Here is a 15,285-nt window from a genome sequence, read left to right on the forward strand (position 1 = left end):
TTCGCCTGAATTCGGGGCAAGTCGGGCCCCATAAAGGACACATAAGGCACATAAGACGCGCACACTTTGGCTACTTCTCATCGCCTGCGAAGCGAGAACTCATATGCATGCGGCATGAAGAGAGCCGCAGCTTCCCCAACTGTACCGCGCTCAACCATAGAGAATTGCCCCCTCCGCTTCTCTCGCGGAGAGGGCAATCGGATGAACACTCGGTAATTACTGTTACCGAAGGTAATGACCAGTCATACGGTCACCCGCCGGCGACCGCCGGGATGATGGACACGCCGGCCCCGTCGGGCGTCGCCGTCTCCAGCCCCTGCTCGAACCGCACATCGTCGTCGTTCACGTACACATTCACGAACCGCCGCAGCTTGCCCTGGTCGTCGAGAACACGCGCGGCGATACCCGTGTGGTTCTTCTCCAGATCGGCGATGACCTCGGCGAGGGTTCCCCCCTCGGCCTGCACCTCGGCCTGCCCGCCGGTGTAGGTGCGCAGGATGGTGGGGATACGGACGGAAACGCTCATGTTCAGACCTCCGGTCAGGTAAACGAACAACGACTACGCGAGGCCGGCCTCACGGAACGAATCAAGGTTGGGGCGAATGGTCGCGGTCAGACCCGTACCCGCCACCGCGTCCAGCGTCTTGAGCCCGTCGCCCGTGTTCAGCACAACGGTCGTCTTCGTCGGGTCGAGCAGCCCGTTCTCGATCAGCTTCTTCGTCACACCCACGGTCACCCCACCCGCGGTCTCCGCGAAGATGCCCTCCGTGCGCGCGAGCAGCTTGATCGCGTCGACGACCTGCTCGTCGTTGACGTCCTCCACCGCCCCGCCGGTACGACGCGCGATGTCCAGCACGTACGGGCCGTCCGCGGGGTTGCCGATGGCCAGCGACTTGGCGATGGTGTTCGGCTTCTGCGGCCGGACCACGTCGTGGCCCGCCTTGTACGCCACCGACACCGGCGAGCACCCCTCGGCCTGCGCGCCGAAGATCTTGTACGGCTTGTCCTCGACGAGCCCGAGCTTGATCAGCTCCTGCAGACCCTTGTCGATCTTCGTGAGCTGGGAGCCGGAGGCGATCGGCACGACCAGCTGGTCGGGAAGCCGCCAGCCCAGCTGCTCGCAGATCTCGTACGCCAGGGTCTTGGACCCCTCCGCGTAGTACGGCCGCAGGTTGACGTTGACGAAGCCCCAGCCCTCGCCGGCCGGGTCGCCGATCAGCTCGGAGCAGAAGCGGTTCACGTCGTCGTAGTTGCCCTCGATGCCGACGAGCTCGCCGCCGTAGATCGCGGCCATGACGACCTTGCCCTGCTCCAGGTCGTGCGGGATGAACACGCAGGAACGGAAGCCGGCCCGGGCGGCCGCGGCACCCACCGCACCGGCCAGGTTGCCGGTCGAGGAGCAGGAGAGGGTGGTGAAGCCGAAGGCACGCGCTGCTTCCAGGGCCTGCGCGACGACGCGGTCCTTGAAGGAGTGCGTCGGGTTGCCGGAGTCGTCCTTGACGTACAGGCCGCCGGTGACGCCGAGCTCACGGGCGAGGTTGTCGGCCTTGACGAGCTGGGTCCAGCCGGGGTTGATGTTGGGCTTGTCCGCCACGTCCGCGGGGACGGGCAGCAGCGGGGCGTAGCGCCAGATGTTCGCGGGTCCCGCCTCGATACGCTTGCGGAGCTCCTCGGTGTCGTAGGCCGAGAAGTCGTACGCGATCTCGAGCGGGCCGAAACACTCCTCGCAGGCGAAGACGGGGCCGAGCGGGACGCGGTGGCCGCATTCGCGGCAGCTCAGCGCCGCGGCGGGACCCAGATCGACGGAGTTCGTGGTGCTTGCAACAGTCTGCGCAGCCATGGAGGCGAGGCCCTTTCCTCATCTTCCTCACGACGCACTTCGCCGTGAGACGGATTTGGCACCTTCCCTAATCGGGAGCCTCGCGGAGACGATCGTCAGCGATCGCTACGAGAACCGACTGGAGGGTTGCCGGGGCTTCATCGGGCCGTATCCCTCTGCCCCTCTGGATGAGCGGTATGAAGTTGTGAACGGCGGGCCACCCTGGACATGCGATGGTCATCCGCGTTGTTCAAGACTGTAACCGACGACCGGGACAGTTGAGATAGTCGTCCGAACGGCGAGATGGATCACACGCAGATCACACGCAGAGGAGCCGCGCACTGTGCTGAACGAAGTCGAGCGCTGGCTGGCCACCCGGTCCTGGTCCGTGACCGATCGCCCGCTCCACCGGATCATGGCCGCGAAGCGGAGCACGGGTCGGACCGTCAGTGTCGTCCTGCCCGCGCTCAACGAGGAGGAGACGGTCGGTGACATCGTCGCCGTGATCCGTCATGACCTCATGCAGCAGGTCCCGCTCGTCGACGAGATCGTCGTCGTCGACTCGGGATCGACCGACCGCACGTCCGAGGTCGCCGCCGCGGCCGGTGCGCGGGTCGTCCACCGCGACGAGATCCTCCCGCGCATACCCGCCGTGCCCGGCAAGGGCGAGGTCCTGTGGCGCTCCCTGCTCGCCACCACCGGGGACATCGTCTGTTTCATCGACGCCGACCTGAAGGAGTTCTCCTCGGAGTTCGTCTCCGGCATCGTCGGCCCGCTGCTCACCGACCCCGGGGTCGACCTGGTCAAGGGCATGTACGACCGTCCCCTGGGCGGCGCCGCCGGGCAGGGCGGCCGGGTCACCGAGCTCATGGCGCGCCCGCTGCTGAACATGCACTGGCCCCAGCTGGCCGGTTTCGTGCAGCCGCTGGGCGGCGAGTACGCGGCCCGGCGCTCGTTGCTGGAGCAGCTTCCGTTCCCCGTCGGCTACGGCGTCGAGCTCGGCATGCTGGTCGACGCCCTGCACCTGGTCGGCCTGGACGCCCTCGCCCAGGTCGACGTGGGGGTGCGCAAACACCGTCACCAGGACGGGCAGGCCCTGGGCCGGATGTCCGCCGCGATCTACCGCACCGCCCAGCTCCGGCTGGCCCGCGGCCATATGATCCGACCCTCCCTCACCCAGTTCGAACGGGGCCGGGACGGCTTCGAGCCGCGCACGTACTCCGTGGACACGGAGGAGCGGCCGCCGATGGTGGAGATCGCGGAGTACGCGGAGCGGAAGGTCGCGTGACCGGGCCACGCGTTCCGTATACGGCTCCCCACTGAGCGCAACCGTACGTTTGAGCGGTTCCGGACCGGGCTAGGTTGAGGCGTATGGCTTCCACGCACGGCGCTGCTCACCAGGTGCTGGTCGCGTCCAATCGCGGCCCGGTCTCTTACGAAGTGGGCGAGGACGGCTCGCTGAACGCGAAACGGGGCGGCGGCGGGCTCGTCTCCGGTCTGTCGGCGATCGGACCGGACGCGGGCGCACTGTGGGTGTGCTCGGCGCTGTCCGACGGCGACCGCGAGGCGGTACGGCAGGGGGTCGGCGAGGACGGCGTCCGGATGCTCCCGATCCCGGCCGACGTGCACGCCGACGCGTACAACGGCATCGCGAACTCGGTCCTCTGGTTCGTCCACCACCTGCTCTACCAGACCCCGCTGGAGCCGTCCTTCGACGCGGAGTTCCGGCGGCAGTGGGCGTCGTACGAGACGTACAACCGCGCCTTCGCCGAGGCACTCGCCGAGGAGGCGGCCCAGGGGGCGGCGGTCCTGGTGCAGGACTACCACCTGTGCCTGGTGCCGGGGATGCTCCGCGAACTCCGCCCCGACCTGCGCATCGCCCACTTCTCGCACACACCGTGGGCGCCGGTGGACTACTTCCGGATGCTGCCGGACGACATCGCGTCCCAGCTGCTGCGGGGCATGCTCGGCGCCGACCGGCTCGGCTTCCTCACCCGCCGCTGGGCGGACGCCTTCACGACCTGCTGTACGGAGCTCGCCGGCGGGCTCGGAGAAACGCTTGTCGGGGTGCACGGGCTGGGCGCGGACGCGGACTTCCTGCGGGCGCGCTCCCACGAGGCCGACGTGGAGGAGCGGATCGTCGGTCTCCGCGAGGAGATCGGTGCGGGCCGGAAGGCGATCGTCCGGGTCGACCGCACCGAGCTGTCCAAGAACATCGTGCGGGGCCTGCACGCCTACCGGCGGCTCCTTGAGTCGCGGCCCGAGTGGCGGGAGCGGGTCGTGCACGTGGCGTTCGCGTATCCGTCGCGGCAGGACCTGGCGGTGTACCGGGACTACACGGCCGAGGTGCGGCGAGTCGCGGAGGAGATCAACGACACCTTCGGCACGCCTGGCTGGACCCCGGTCCTGCTGAATCTGAAGGACGACTTCGCGCGCTCGCTGGCCGCGTACCGGCTGGCCGACGTGGCGCTGGTCAACCCCATCCGGGACGGCATGAACCTGGTCGCGAAGGAGGTGCCGGTGGTCTCCGACGAGGGGTGCGCGCTGGTGCTGTCGCGGGAGGCCGGGGCGTACGAGGAGCTCCGCGAGGACGCGGTCGTGGTGAACCCGTACGACGTGGAGCAGACGGCGGCGGCCCTGCACGAGGCCCTGACGATGCCGCCCCACGAACGGGCCGAACGCGCGAAGCGGCTCGCCGCGGCGGCGACGGCACTCCCGCCGGCCCAGTGGTTCCTGGACCAGCTGAACGCACTGAAGGCGCTGAACCGGTGACCATGAGCCTTCCCGTACCCACCACCACCGCCGGCCAGGACGGTTTGCGGGCGCTCCTCGCGGAGCCGCGCCGCGCGGTGATCGGGCTCGACTTCGACGGGACGCTGGCGCCGATCGTGGCGGACCCCGAGCAGGCGCGGGCGCACCCCGAGGCGGTGGGCGTCCTCGCCGCCCTGGCGCCGAAGGTGGCCTCCGTCGCGGTGGTCACCGGCCGCCCGGCCGAGGTCGCGGTCCGCTACGGCGGCTTCGCGGGCGTACCCGGCCTGGAGCACCTGACGGTGCTGGGCCACTACGGCGCCGAGCGCTGGGACGCGGCGACGGGCGAGGTCACCGCGCCCGAGCCGCACCCGGGCGTGGCCGCGGTCCGTGCCGAGCTGCCGGCGCTCCTCGACGGGACCGGCGCCTGGATCGAGGAGAAGGGCGGCCGGGCGGTGGCCGTGCACACCCGCCGGGCCCCGGACCCCCAGGCCGCCTTCGACGCCCTCCGCGCCCCGCTCACCGGCCTGGCCACCCGCCACGGCCTGATCGTCGAACCGGGCCGGCTCGTCCTGGAACTGCGCCCCCCGGGCATGGACAAGGGCGTGGCCCTGCTGACCCACGTCCGCGAACTGTCCGCCACGTCCGTCCTCTACGGCGGCGACGACCTGGGCGACCTGCCCGCCTTCTCCGCGGTCGACGAGCTCCGCACCGCCGGCACCCCCGGCCTCCTGGTGTGCAGCGGCAGCGACGAGGTGACGGAACTGCGCAAGCGGGCCGACCTGGTGGTGGCCGGCCCGGCCGGCGTGGTGAGCCTGCTGCGGGGCCTGGCGGAACACCTCGCCTGACCCTCAGCGCTCCGAACGCCGGGCCTCCCTCACCCGCCGCAGCCGGTTCACCGTCACCGGGTCGAAGGCCAGCGCGCGGGCGTCGTCCAGCAGGGCGTTGAGCAGCTGGTAGTAGCGGACGGGGGCCAGGCCCAGTTCCTCGCGTATCGCCCGCTCCTTCGCGCCGGGCCCCGCGAAGGAGCGGCGCTCCAACGCGAGGATGTCCCGCTCACGGCGGTCGAGTGGCGCATGCTCCATGCCCGGAACCGTAACGCCCGCCACTGACAGCGACTACTCCGCGTTCCGCGCGGTCAGCTGCAACGCGCGCAGCACCTCCGTGGGGTTGCCCTCGGAGCTCACCGCGGAGCCGATCCGCCTCTTCACGGCCGCGCTGACCGAGGCCCAGGACGTCTTGCCCACCGGAGGCAGTTCCGCGCTGGGCAGCGCGTCGAGGAAGGGCTTGAGGTCGGCGTCCCGGGAGTCGCCGCTCATGACCTCGGACGCGGAGTTCGTCACCGGCAGCAGGTCGTACTCGCGGGAGAAGGCGAGGACGTTCTTCTCGCTGTAGACGAAGTCGAGGAAGTCGCCCACCTGCTCGGCGTGCCCGTTCTGCCGGAAGGCCATCATCCAGTCGGCGACCCCCATGGAGTTCTTGGTCGGGCCGTCGACGCCGGGCATGGGCACCATCCCGAACTTCACCCCCTTCTCGGCGGCGGTCTTCATCAGCGAGGGGTGCCCGTTGAGCATCCCGACGTCCCCGGCGGCGAACGCCGAGAACGCGGCGGCCCGGTTCAGGTTCTCGGGCGCGACGGGACCGGTCAGGCCCTGGCCGACGAGGTCGTCCTTGAGCCAGGTCAGCGTGGCGACGTTCTCGTCGGAGTCGATGCCGTACGTGCCGACGTCGTCGACGTACCCGCCGCCCCCGCTCAGCAGCCACTGCATGGTCTCGGCCTGCGCCTCCTCAGGACCGAGCGGCAGCGCGTACGGGTACTTCACCCCGTCCGCCTTGAGTGCCTCGGCGTCGGCGGCCAGCTGCTTCCACGTCGTCGGCGGGGTGAGCCCGGCGTCGGCGAAGAGGGTCTTGTTGTAGAAGAGCAGCCGGGTCGAGGCGGCGAACGGCATGCCGTACTGCATCCCGTTGATCCGCCCCGCGGAGCCGAGCTGGGCGACGAAGTCGGCCTGCTCCCGGATCCCGATCAGCTCGTCGGCCTTGTACAGCAGCCCCTTGTCGGCGTAGTCGGCGTAAGCGCCGATCTGTGCCATGTCGGGCGCCTTCCCGGCGTCGACCAGCTCCTTGACCTTGCGGTCGACGTCGGTCCACGAGTACACGCTGACGTCGACCTTCACGCCGGAGTGCTTGGCCTCGTACTCCTTGACGAGCTTGTCCCAGTACTTCTGGGAGCTGTTGGCCGAACTGTCTCCGTAGTCGGCGGCGACCAGTTCCAGGGTCACCTCGTCCGACCCGCCGCCGCCCAGCCCGCAGCCGCCCAGGACTGCCGTCATACCCAGTGCGGACACCGCCGCGATCGTTCCCGTCCTACGCCGCCGCACCGACAACCGCCTCAAACTCACGTTCGAAATCTTTCGAAAAGTCATACATATCTCAGAACTAAGGTCTACACCACGTGAGTGGACTAGACCTCTTGTGGGTCCACGGGCCACACTGTCCCCCGTGAGACATGTCATCGCCCTCGACGTGGGCGGCACCGGGATGAAGGCGGCCTTGGTCGGCACGGGCGGCGCACTCCTGCACCGGGCCCGCCGGGTGACCGGCCGCGAGCGCGGACCGGACGCGGTCGTCGACGGCATCCTCGACTTCGCCGCCGAGCTGCGCGCCTACGGCACCGAGCAATTCGGCGCCCCCGCGACCGCGGCCGGCGTCGCCGTCCCCGGCATCGTCGACGAGGAGCGGGGCATCGCGGCCTACGCCGCCAACCTGGGCTGGCGGGACGTCCCCCTGCGCGAACTGCTCGCCGAGCGTCTCGGCGGCGTCCCGGTCGCCCTCGGCCACGACGTCCGCACCGGCGGTCTCGCCGAGGGCCGCATCGGAGCCGGACAGGGCGCCGACCGCTTCCTCTTCGTCGCCCTGGGCACCGGCATCGCCGGCGCGATCGGCATCACGGGGCGGGTGGAGGCGGGCGCGCACGGCTTCGCGGGCGAGATCGGCCACATCGTCGTACGCCCCGACGGCGCACCCTGCCCGTGCGGCCAGCGCGGCTGCCTGGAGCGGTACGCCTCCGCGGCGGCCGTCAGCGAGGCCTGGGCCGCGACCACCGGGAGCCCCGAGGCGGACGCGGCCGACTGCGCGAAGGCGGTCGAGGCCGAGGACCCGAAGGCCCGGCAGATCTGGCAGCACGCCGTGGACGCCCTGGCCGACGGCCTGGTCACCGGCCTCACCCTCCTGGACCCCCGCACCCTGATCATCGGTGGCGGCCTGGCGGAGGCGGGGGAAACCTTGTTCACACCGCTGAGGGAGGCGGTCCGGCAGCGGATCACCTTCCAGAAGCCGCCGACGATCGTCCCGGCGGCCCTGGGCGACACGGCGGGCTGCCTGGGCGCGGGCCTCCTGGCCTGGGATCTCCTCAACAAGACGGACAGTTCGGAGGTAACGCCCTGATGACACCCCCCTCAGGGGCGCGGGGAACTGCGCGACCAGCCACAACGCACCCGCGGCCCGCACTGGCCGGGACCCCTCTGGTGCTCTCTGGCGCCAACGTGGTCCTGCCCACGGGTACGGTCAAGGACGGCCAAGTCGTCATCGAGGGCACCCGTATCACCGCCGCAGCCCCGGAGAGCGCCCAGGTCATCGACGTAACCAACCACTGGCTGGTCCCAGGTTTCGTCGACCTCCACAATCACGGCGGCGGCGGAGCCTCCTTCACCTCCGGCACCCCCGAAGAGATCCTCGAGGGGATCCGGACCCACCGACGACACGGCACCACCACCCTCGTCGCCTCCACCGTCACCGGCGACATGGACTTCCTCGCCCAGCGAGCCGGTCTCCTCTCCGAACTCGCCGAACAGGGCGACATCGCCGGCGTCCACTTCGAGGGCCCGTTCATCTCCCCCTGCCGCAAGGGCGCGCACTCGGAGGAACTCCTGCGCGCCCCGGACCCGGCGGAGGTCCGCAAGCTGATCGACGCGGCGCGCGGCCAGGCGAAGATGCTCACCCTCGCCACCGAGCTCCCCGGCGGCATCGACTCCGTACGGCTCCTCGTCGAACACGGGGTCATCGCGGCGGTCGGCCACACGGACGCGACGTACGAGCAGACCGTCGAGGCCATCGAGGCGGGCGCCACCGTGGCGACCCACCTCTTCAACGCGATGCCGCCCCTCGGCCACCGCACGCCCGGCCCCATCACGGCCCTTCTGGAGGACGAGCGGATCACGGTCGAGCTGATCGACGACGGCACGCACCTGCACCCGGCCGCGCTGCGACTCGCGTTCCACCACGCGGGTCCGAAGAGGGTCGCCTTCATCACGGACGCCATGGACGCGGCGGGCTTCGGCGACGGTCGTTACATGCTCGGCCCCCTGGAGGTGGAGGTCAGCGAGGGCGTCGCCCGTCTGGTCGAGGGCGGTTCGATCGCCGGGTCGACGCTCACCCTGGACCGCGCCTTCAAGCGGGCGGTGACCGTCGACCGGCTGCCGGTCGAGGACGTGGTCGCGGCGATCTCCGCCAACCCGGCCCGCCTGCTGGGCATGTCCGACCGCATCGGCTCCCTGGAGCCGGGCAAGGACGCCGACCTGGTCCTCCTCGACCATCAATTCGACCTCAAGGGCGTCATGCGCCGGGGAGAATGGGTGGTCGATCCCCAACTGGGGTGATCTGTCCCGCTGTTGGGGCCGGGATCGCCCTGGGAGACTGGACGGGCACATTCTGTCTTTCGGGGGAGGTCGGCCCGGGTGATCCTCACGGTCACGCTGAACACCGCTCTCGACATCACCTATCGCGTACGGTCGCTGCGGCCGCACACCAGCCACCGGGTCACCGACGTCACCGAACGCCCCGGCGGCAAGGGGCTGAACGTGGCCCGGGTGCTGGCCGCGCTCGGCCACGAGGTGACCGTCACCGGCTTCACGGGCGGCGCCACGGGCCGCACGGTCCAGGACCGGCTCACCGCCGTACCGGGCCTGGTGGACGCGCTCGTCCCGGTCACCGGCCCGACCCGGCGCACCATCGCCGTCGTGGACGCGCAGTCCGGCGACACCACTCAGCTCAACGAGCCCGGCCCGACGGTGACGTCCGCGGAGTGGTCCGCCTTCCAGGAGGCGTACGAGGATCTCGTCCCGTCCGTCTCGGCGGTGGCCCTGTGCGGGAGTCTGCCGCCGGGGGTGCCGGTGGGGGCGTACGCGGGCCTGATCCGCACGGCGAAGGCGGCCGGGGTTCCGGTCCTCCTCGACACCAGCGGAGAGGCCCTGCGCCGCGGGGTCGCCGCACGCCCCGACATCCTCAAGCCGAACGCCGACGAACTGTCCGAACTGACGGGTTCCCACGAGCCGTTGCGCGCCACGCGGGACGCGCGCCGCCGGGGCGCCCTCACCGTCGTCGCCTCCCTGGGCAAGGAGGGCCTCCTCGCCGCGACGGGCGAGGGCTGCTGGCGCGCCGGCCCGCCCACCACGGTCCACGGCAACCCGACGGGCGCCGGCGACTCGGTGACGGCGGCCCTGCTGTCGGGCCTGGTCGAACAGCTCCCCTGGCCGGCCCGGCTGACCCGCGCGATCGCCCTGTCGGCGGCGACCGTACTGTCCCCGGTGGCGGGTGAGTTCGACCGGGCGGCCTACGAGGAGCTGCTGAACCGGGTCACGGTCACGGGGGAGTCCAGCGCGGCGTGACCGCTACTGGTCGACGTTCTCCGTCACGGAGAACTGGTCGAGCAGGGCGTTGCACTGGTTGCCCTGCTGGCAGGACAGCTGAAGAGTGTTGGTGCCCTTGGTCAGCGAGACCTGCGCCCAGGTCTCCTGCCATTCGTTCGCGGGAAGCCCACCGAAGTTCTTCATGTTCAGCGGCCGGGAGGAGGGTTTCCCGTTGACCGTCACCGTCGCGTTGGCGTCCTCGGCGGGCAGGCCGTAGCGGACGTAGAGCCGATAGACGCCGGCCTTCTTGATGCCGTTGACCGTCCAGGTGACCGAGGCGCCGACCTGGTTGAAGCCCTGGACGTACACGCCCCCGTCGGACTGGGCACCCTTCACGTCCGACGCGACGCTCGTGCCGCCCTCCAGCCGCATCGTCTTGACGTCGGCCTCCGGAAGGTCAGCCTCCGCCGCCGCCGAGGTCGACGCGCTCGGCTCCGAGCTCTGCGACGTGCTCGGGGTCACCGCCGCCTCGTTGCCGCTGTCGCCCTTGTTGTCGTCGCCGCCCGCCATCGCGATGGCGATGCCTATGACCACCGCGGCGACCACCGCGATCGCGCCGATCAGCAGCCCCTTGGTGTTGGGGCCACCGGAACGGCCGCCGCCACCGCTGTAGCCCGGCATGGGCTGCTGGCTGGTGGGGGCCGCCCCGCCGGGGAGCGTCTCGGGGGCCTGGTAGTGGGCGCTGGGCCGGCCGTAGCCGGACTGGGCCGGCTGCTGCGGGACCTGGCCGTACGGGCCGTTCGGCGCGGCCGGTGCCTGCTGCTGGCCGTACTGCCGCTGGCCGACCGAGCGCGTCCGGTTGACGGAGTTCGGGTAGCCGTAGCCGTAGCCGCCGCCGGACGGCGGCTGGGCGCCGTTGGCCTGGCCGTCGGCGTAGAGGTAGCCGAACGGGTCTTCGTCCTCTGGCGTGCTCGCGCCGTTGTTGCCGGACGTCATCCCTTGGTACTCCTCTACAGGTGCGGATCGGATGCGATAGGTGGAGTCAGAATGGCGAGCCTACCCGCTCCTGATGGCCCAAACGGGTGACTCGGATCGCATCAGCTCGCTGACCTGGGGATCAGCCCGCACGTCTGTGTTGTTTGGGACGAGATCGTTTCTCGACGTACATCCGCTCGTCGGCAGACTTCAACACTTCGTCCGCGGTCATGCCGCAGTGCGCCCAGCCGATACCGAAGCTGGCACCGACCCGCACGGCCCGTCCCTCGGCGCGGATCGGCTGGATGATCTCGTTGCGCAGGCGCACCGCGAGGTCGGCCGCGTCGGCCTTGCCGAGCCCGTCGGCGAGGATCACGAACTCGTCGCCGCCGAGCCGCGCCACGGTGTCGCCGTCACGGACGCACTGGGACAGTCGCCGGGCGACCTCGATGAGCACCGCGTCACCTGCGTTGTGCCCGAACCGGTCGTTGATCGACTTGAAGCCGTCGAGGTCGCAGAAGAGCACCGCGAGCCCCTTGGAGCCGTCGTCGCGCTCCCCCTCGGGGGCGACGGTGTGCACATGGTGGTCGAAGGTGTCGAACGCCGCGGCGCCGCCCTGCCGGAAGTCGAAGCCGTGGCCGTTGGCGTCGAAGGCGGGGTGGCCGAAGGCCGCGTCGACGGACTCCAGGGCGCCGGTGTGGGTGGGGCGCTGGCAGAGCCGGGAGGACAGCCGCGAGCGCAGCTCGGCGGAGTTCGGCAGGCCGGTCAGCGAGTCGTGGGAGGCGCGGTGGGCGAGCTGGAGCTCGCGGCGCTTGCGCTCCTCGATGTCCTCGACGTGGGTGAGCAGGAAGCGCGGGCCGTCGGCCGCGTCGGCGACGACGGAGTTGCGCAGGGAGACCCAGACGTACGTGCCGTCCCGGCGCCCGAGGCGCAGCTCGGCCCGCCCGCCCTCCGCCGAGGTCCGCAGCAGGGTGCCTATGTCCTCGGGGTGGACGAGGTCGGAGAAGGAGTAGCGGCGCATCGCGGACGCGGGGCGGCCGAGGAGACGGCACAGGGCGTCGTTGGTGCGCAGGATCCGGCCGTGCTGGTCGCCGCCCATCTCGGCGATGGCCATGCCGGAGGGGGCGTACTCGAAGGCCTGCCGAAAGCTCTCTTCACTGGCCCTGAGGGCCTGCTGTTCCCTTTCCAGCCTGACCAGCGCGCGCTGCATGTTCGACCGCAGGCGTGCGTTGCTGATCGCGATGGCGGCCTGGAACGCGTACATCTGGAGCGCTTCGCGGCCCCACGCGCCCGGCCTGCGGCCGTTGCGCGGCCGGTCCACGGAGAGCACACCGATCAGCTCGCCGCACTGGCCGCCCTGCACGCCCGGCGTGTACATCGGCGCGAACAGCCGGTCGGAGGGGTGCCACTCGTCCTCGAAGCGGGGCGCGGGCCCGTCGGTGTACCACTGAGGGACGTCGTCGTCGTCGAGGACCCAGCCCTCGGTGTGCGGTATGAAGACCAGGTCGCCCCAGGTCTCCCCCATGCTCAGCCGGCGGTCCCAGGACTCGCGGGAGCCCACCCGGCCGGTGATCAGCGCCTCGGCGGCCTGGTTCCCGGAGAAGGCGGCGACCACGAGGTCGCCGTCGGGGCGCACGAGATTGACGCACGCCAGTTCGTAGCCGAGTGCGGTGACCACGCCGTTCGCGACGGTCTGCAGTGTGTCGGCCAGGCTGCGGGCCGTGTTCATGTCGGCCATGACCTGGTGCAGCTGTCGCAGGGACGCAAGACGGACGTACGGCTCCGACTCGCTCTCCATTGCTCGCCCTCCCCCCGAGACCTCGCAGCGAATCAAGGGTTCTCTTCGGCGTATCGTCAGTGCGGTTCGTTGGTGCGGCTTGGTGGGGTACTTCCCCGCCACTGAATCACAGCGCGCTCCCCACTCGGTACACAGGGTCAACAATTAGCGCGTCTTGTGACTCAAGTCACAGCGAAAGATGAACAATTGAGTGGAGCTTCTGCGTTTTCCCTGTGCGTTTACTGAACGCAAACTTTGGGTGTTTGTGAGCGCTGTGCGCATCTCCGCCGGTAGACCTAGGTCCGGCCTCGGACGAAGGCCCGATGCGGTGGGCCCGGGCCGGACATTAGCGTTTCCGGCGTGTCGAACACTCTCCCCGCCACCGCGCCGATGATCCCTCCGCCCGCTTCCGGGCATGCTGTGGGGGTGAGCAACGACGAGTTCCGGGCCGCCATGTCCCGGCTGGCCGCGGGCGTGGTCCTGGTGACCGCGTTCGAGCCCCCGCTCGACGCCGAGGGGCCGGGGGGCGAGGACGTCGGCATGACGGCGACGGCGTTCCTGTCGGTCTCCCTGGACCCGCCTCTGGTGCTGGTCAGCCTGCGTACCGGCTCCCGCATGGACGACCTGCTCGACGAGCAGCCGCTGTGGGCGGTGTCCGTCCTGTCCGAGAGCCAGCGGCACATCGCCGGCCGCTTCGCCATGAAGGGCCGCATCAGCGACCGGCTGCTGTTCGAGGACATCCCGTACGTCCGCGGCTCCGCGACCGGCGCCGCTCTGGTGGGCGGCGCCCTCGCCACCCTGGAGTGCCGCACCGAACAGCGCGTCGAGGCCGGCGACCACACCCTGGTGATCGGCCGCGTCCTGACGGCCGCCGTACCCAGCGCGGACGGCGGCCCGCTCACGTATTTCCGCGGCAGGTACCGGCAGTTGGGATGAATTCAGTGGCCGCGCGCCGCTGACTCGCCCTAAGGTCCCCGGATGGCATTCGCACCCCGCCTCGAAGAGATCACACCCGCGCTTTCGAAACCGCCACGGGCATACGCGTCCGCCCCGAGCAGGAATTCGCGGTCTCCCCGGTCATGCAGTCCCTCGCCGAGGCCTACGTGCATCCCGCGGGCGTCGCCTGGCCCCGTCTGATCGTCGACGGCGAGCGCGCTGTCGGCTTCCTCATGGCCTTCCTCGACATCGACTGGCGCGCCGACGGCGGCACCGTGCGCCGCTCCGGCCTGTGGCGGCTGAACATCGCGGCCGACGCCCAGGGCAGCGGCTACGGCCGTTTCGCCGTCGAGTCCGTCGCCGCGGAGCTGCGCCGCCGGGGCACGAAGGAGTTGTACGTCACCTGGCACGAGGGCCCCGACGGCCCGGCGGAGTTCTACCTGAAGCTCGGCTTCCGCCGCACCGGGGAACTGAGCGAGGGAGAGACGGTGGGAGCCCTGGACCTCGCCTAGAGCAGGGTGACGTCCGCCTGAGCCGCCCGCGCCGGGTCCGTGGTGATGTCGATCACGGCGATCCGGTCGTGTACGAACGTGAACGCGAGCGTCCGCTCCACCCGGCCGTCCCGCAGGAGCACGATGCCGGTGCGGCCCTCGACCAGAGCCGGTACGGCGACACCGACGATGTGCCGCGCGTAGCCGGCCGCCCCCTTGGCCACGGCCAGGGCCCCCGTCGTCACCCCGACCTCCGTGCGCACCACGACATCCGGGTCGAGGACGTCCAGCAGCCCGTCGAAGTCACCGTCGCGCGCGGCGGCGAGGAAGGCGTCGACCAGTTCGCGCCGGCGGGCGGTGGGGACGGCGTCGGTGTCGGCGCCCTCGTTTCGCGTGCCCCGCACCCGGCGCCGGGCCCTGCTGGCGAGCTGGCGGGTGGCGGCCGGGGACTTGCCGATGACATCGGCGATCTCGTCGTACGGGACGGCGAAGAGGTCGTGGAGGACGAAGGCGAGCCGTTCGGCGGGGCTGAGGGTGTCGAGTACGACGAGGAGGGCGCTGCCGACCGAGTCGGCGAGGAGGGCGTCCTGCTCGGGACCCGGGACGGTGACCGGGACCGGTGCCTCGGGTTCGAGGGGCTGCTCGGCACGGGACCTGCGGGAGCGGAGCATGTCGAGGCAGACCCGCCCCACGACCGTCGTCAGCCAGCCTCCGAGGTTGTCGACGTGCGCGGTGTCCGACCGACTCATCCGCACCCAGGCCTCCTGGACCGCGTCCTCGGCCTCGGCGACCGACCCGAGCATCCGGTGCGCCACCGCCCGCAGCTGCCCCCGGTGCGCCTCGAACCGCTCGGCCAGGAAGTCCTCGTCCCGCATGGGTCACCGCTCTCGTCGTCGTCCGCCGTCATTGAGTTGA

Annotated in this window: 14 protein-coding genes, 1 pseudogene and 1 riboswitch; of the genes and pseudogenes, 8 read left to right on the forward strand and 7 right to left on the reverse strand. The window is 70.8% G+C overall.

Features of this window, described 5'->3' with window-relative positions:
- Nucleotides 1–250: 250 nt before the first annotated feature.
- Together ABZT02_RS30530 and thrC are read right to left on the reverse strand one after the other, a co-directional pair.
- On the reverse strand, nt 251–526 hold the full coding sequence (locus ABZT02_RS30530) for a MoaD/ThiS family protein (RefSeq protein WP_123990075.1): 276 nt from the start codon (nt 524–526) through the stop codon (nt 251–253).
- A 33-nt stretch (nt 527–559) separates the two neighbouring features.
- Nucleotides 560–1,840, reverse strand: a complete 1,281-nt coding sequence (gene thrC, locus ABZT02_RS30535) for a threonine synthase (RefSeq protein WP_356023107.1) — start codon at nt 1,838–1,840, stop codon at nt 560–562.
- Nucleotides 1,841–1,855: 15 nt separating this feature from the next.
- Nucleotides 1,856–2,014, reverse strand: a riboswitch (SAM riboswitch).
- A 148-nt stretch (nt 2,015–2,162) separates the two neighbouring features.
- On the opposite strand from thrC, the gene ABZT02_RS30540 reads away from it, so the two are divergent.
- From ABZT02_RS30540 to otsB, 3 genes are all read left to right on the forward strand, one after another.
- Nucleotides 2,163–3,107 (forward strand): glucosyl-3-phosphoglycerate synthase, encoded by a 945-nt coding sequence (locus ABZT02_RS30540; protein ID WP_356023110.1) that lies wholly within the window; start codon nt 2,163–2,165, stop codon nt 3,105–3,107.
- Between the two features lie 83 nt (nt 3,108–3,190).
- On the forward strand, nt 3,191–4,591 hold the full coding sequence (locus ABZT02_RS30545; protein ID WP_356023112.1) for a trehalose-6-phosphate synthase: 1,401 nt from the start codon (nt 3,191–3,193) through the stop codon (nt 4,589–4,591).
- A gap of 2 nt (nt 4,592–4,593) precedes the next feature.
- The gene (gene otsB, locus ABZT02_RS30550; RefSeq protein ID WP_356023114.1) at nt 4,594–5,415 is read left to right on the forward strand and encodes a trehalose-phosphatase; all 822 of its coding nucleotides are present in this window, start codon (nt 4,594–4,596) and stop codon (nt 5,413–5,415) included.
- Between the two features lie 3 nt (nt 5,416–5,418).
- Here the strand turns inward: otsB and ABZT02_RS30555 are convergent, their stop codons facing one another.
- Together ABZT02_RS30555 and ABZT02_RS30560 are read right to left on the reverse strand one after the other, a co-directional pair.
- Nucleotides 5,419–5,652: a DUF3263 domain-containing protein gene (locus tag ABZT02_RS30555; RefSeq protein WP_356023116.1), complete on the reverse strand. Its 234-nt coding sequence runs from the start codon at nt 5,650–5,652 to the stop codon at nt 5,419–5,421.
- 33 nt (nt 5,653–5,685) lie between these two features.
- Nucleotides 5,686–6,897: an extracellular solute-binding protein gene (locus ABZT02_RS30560; RefSeq protein ID WP_356023414.1), complete on the reverse strand. Its 1,212-nt coding sequence runs from the start codon at nt 6,895–6,897 to the stop codon at nt 5,686–5,688.
- Nucleotides 6,898–7,066: 169 nt separating this feature from the next.
- On the opposite strand from ABZT02_RS30560, the gene ABZT02_RS30565 reads away from it, so the two are divergent.
- From ABZT02_RS30565 to ABZT02_RS30575, 3 genes are all read left to right on the forward strand, one after another.
- Nucleotides 7,067–8,011 (forward strand): ROK family protein, encoded by a 945-nt coding sequence (locus ABZT02_RS30565; protein ID WP_356023119.1) that lies wholly within the window; start codon nt 7,067–7,069, stop codon nt 8,009–8,011.
- 80 nt (nt 8,012–8,091) lie between these two features.
- Complete coding sequence (gene nagA, locus ABZT02_RS30570) at nt 8,092–9,222, forward strand: N-acetylglucosamine-6-phosphate deacetylase (protein WP_356023121.1); 1,131 nt, start codon at nt 8,092–8,094, stop codon at nt 9,220–9,222.
- Between the two features lie 78 nt (nt 9,223–9,300).
- Entirely contained in the window at nt 9,301–10,230 is a 930-nt protein-coding gene (locus tag ABZT02_RS30575; protein ID WP_356023124.1) for a 1-phosphofructokinase family hexose kinase, read from the forward strand.
- 3 nt (nt 10,231–10,233) lie between these two features.
- On the opposite strand, the gene ABZT02_RS30580 is transcribed toward ABZT02_RS30575, so the two are convergent.
- Nucleotides 10,234–11,187 (reverse strand): carbohydrate-binding protein, encoded by a 954-nt coding sequence (locus ABZT02_RS30580; protein WP_356023126.1) that lies wholly within the window; start codon nt 11,185–11,187, stop codon nt 10,234–10,236.
- Nucleotides 11,188–11,308: 121 nt separating this feature from the next.
- Nucleotides 11,309–12,964, reverse strand: a complete 1,656-nt coding sequence (cdgB, locus tag ABZT02_RS30585) for a diguanylate cyclase CdgB (RefSeq protein ID WP_356023128.1) — start codon at nt 12,962–12,964, stop codon at nt 11,309–11,311.
- Between the two features lie 369 nt (nt 12,965–13,333).
- On the opposite strand from cdgB, the gene ABZT02_RS30590 reads away from it, so the two are divergent.
- Both ABZT02_RS30590 and ABZT02_RS30595 read left to right on the forward strand, forming a co-directional pair.
- The gene (locus ABZT02_RS30590) at nt 13,334–13,879 is read left to right on the forward strand and encodes a flavin reductase family protein (protein WP_356023416.1); all 546 of its coding nucleotides are present in this window, start codon (nt 13,334–13,336) and stop codon (nt 13,877–13,879) included.
- A 42-nt stretch (nt 13,880–13,921) separates the two neighbouring features.
- Nucleotides 13,922–14,391: pseudogene (locus ABZT02_RS30595) on the forward strand (GNAT family N-acetyltransferase).
- Here ABZT02_RS30595 and ABZT02_RS30600 read toward each other — a convergent pair.
- Nucleotides 14,388–15,245 (reverse strand): sigma-70 family RNA polymerase sigma factor, encoded by an 858-nt coding sequence (locus tag ABZT02_RS30600; protein WP_356023129.1) that lies wholly within the window; start codon nt 15,243–15,245, stop codon nt 14,388–14,390. The pseudogene ABZT02_RS30595 and the gene ABZT02_RS30600 overlap by 4 nt on opposite strands.
- Nucleotides 15,246–15,285 lie beyond the last annotated feature (40 nt).

The sequence above is a fragment of the Streptomyces sp. NPDC005402 genome, assembly GCF_040606575.1.
Lineage (GTDB): Bacteria > Actinomycetota > Actinomycetes > Streptomycetales > Streptomycetaceae > Streptomyces.

What these genes read in the sequence shown, in the direction of transcription:
- ABZT02_RS30530 (WP_123990075.1), bottom strand. Translation starts at nt 526, where the DNA reads ATGAGCGTTTCCGTCCGTATCCCCACCATCCTGCGCACCTACACCGGC.
- thrC (WP_356023107.1), bottom strand. Translation starts at nt 1,840, where the DNA reads ATGGCTGCGCAGACTGTTGCAAGCACCACGAACTCCGTCGATCTGGGT.
- ABZT02_RS30545 (WP_356023112.1), top strand. Translation starts at nt 3,191, where the DNA reads ATGGCTTCCACGCACGGCGCTGCTCACCAGGTGCTGGTCGCGTCCAAT.
- otsB (WP_356023114.1), top strand. Translation starts at nt 4,594, where the DNA reads ATGAGCCTTCCCGTACCCACCACCACCGCCGGCCAGGACGGTTTGCGG.
- ABZT02_RS30555 (WP_356023116.1), bottom strand. Translation starts at nt 5,652, where the DNA reads ATGGAGCATGCGCCACTCGACCGCCGTGAGCGGGACATCCTCGCGTTG.
- ABZT02_RS30560 (WP_356023414.1), bottom strand. Translation starts at nt 6,897, where the DNA reads ATGACGGCAGTCCTGGGCGGCTGCGGGCTGGGCGGCGGCGGGTCGGAC.
- ABZT02_RS30580 (WP_356023126.1), bottom strand. Translation starts at nt 11,187, where the DNA reads ATGACGTCCGGCAACAACGGCGCGAGCACGCCAGAGGACGAAGACCCG.
- cdgB (WP_356023128.1), bottom strand. Translation starts at nt 12,964, where the DNA reads ATGGAGAGCGAGTCGGAGCCGTACGTCCGTCTTGCGTCCCTGCGACAG.
- ABZT02_RS30590 (WP_356023416.1), top strand. Translation starts at nt 13,334, where the DNA reads ATGATCCCTCCGCCCGCTTCCGGGCATGCTGTGGGGGTGAGCAACGAC.
- ABZT02_RS30600 (WP_356023129.1), bottom strand. Translation starts at nt 15,245, where the DNA reads ATGCGGGACGAGGACTTCCTGGCCGAGCGGTTCGAGGCGCACCGGGGG.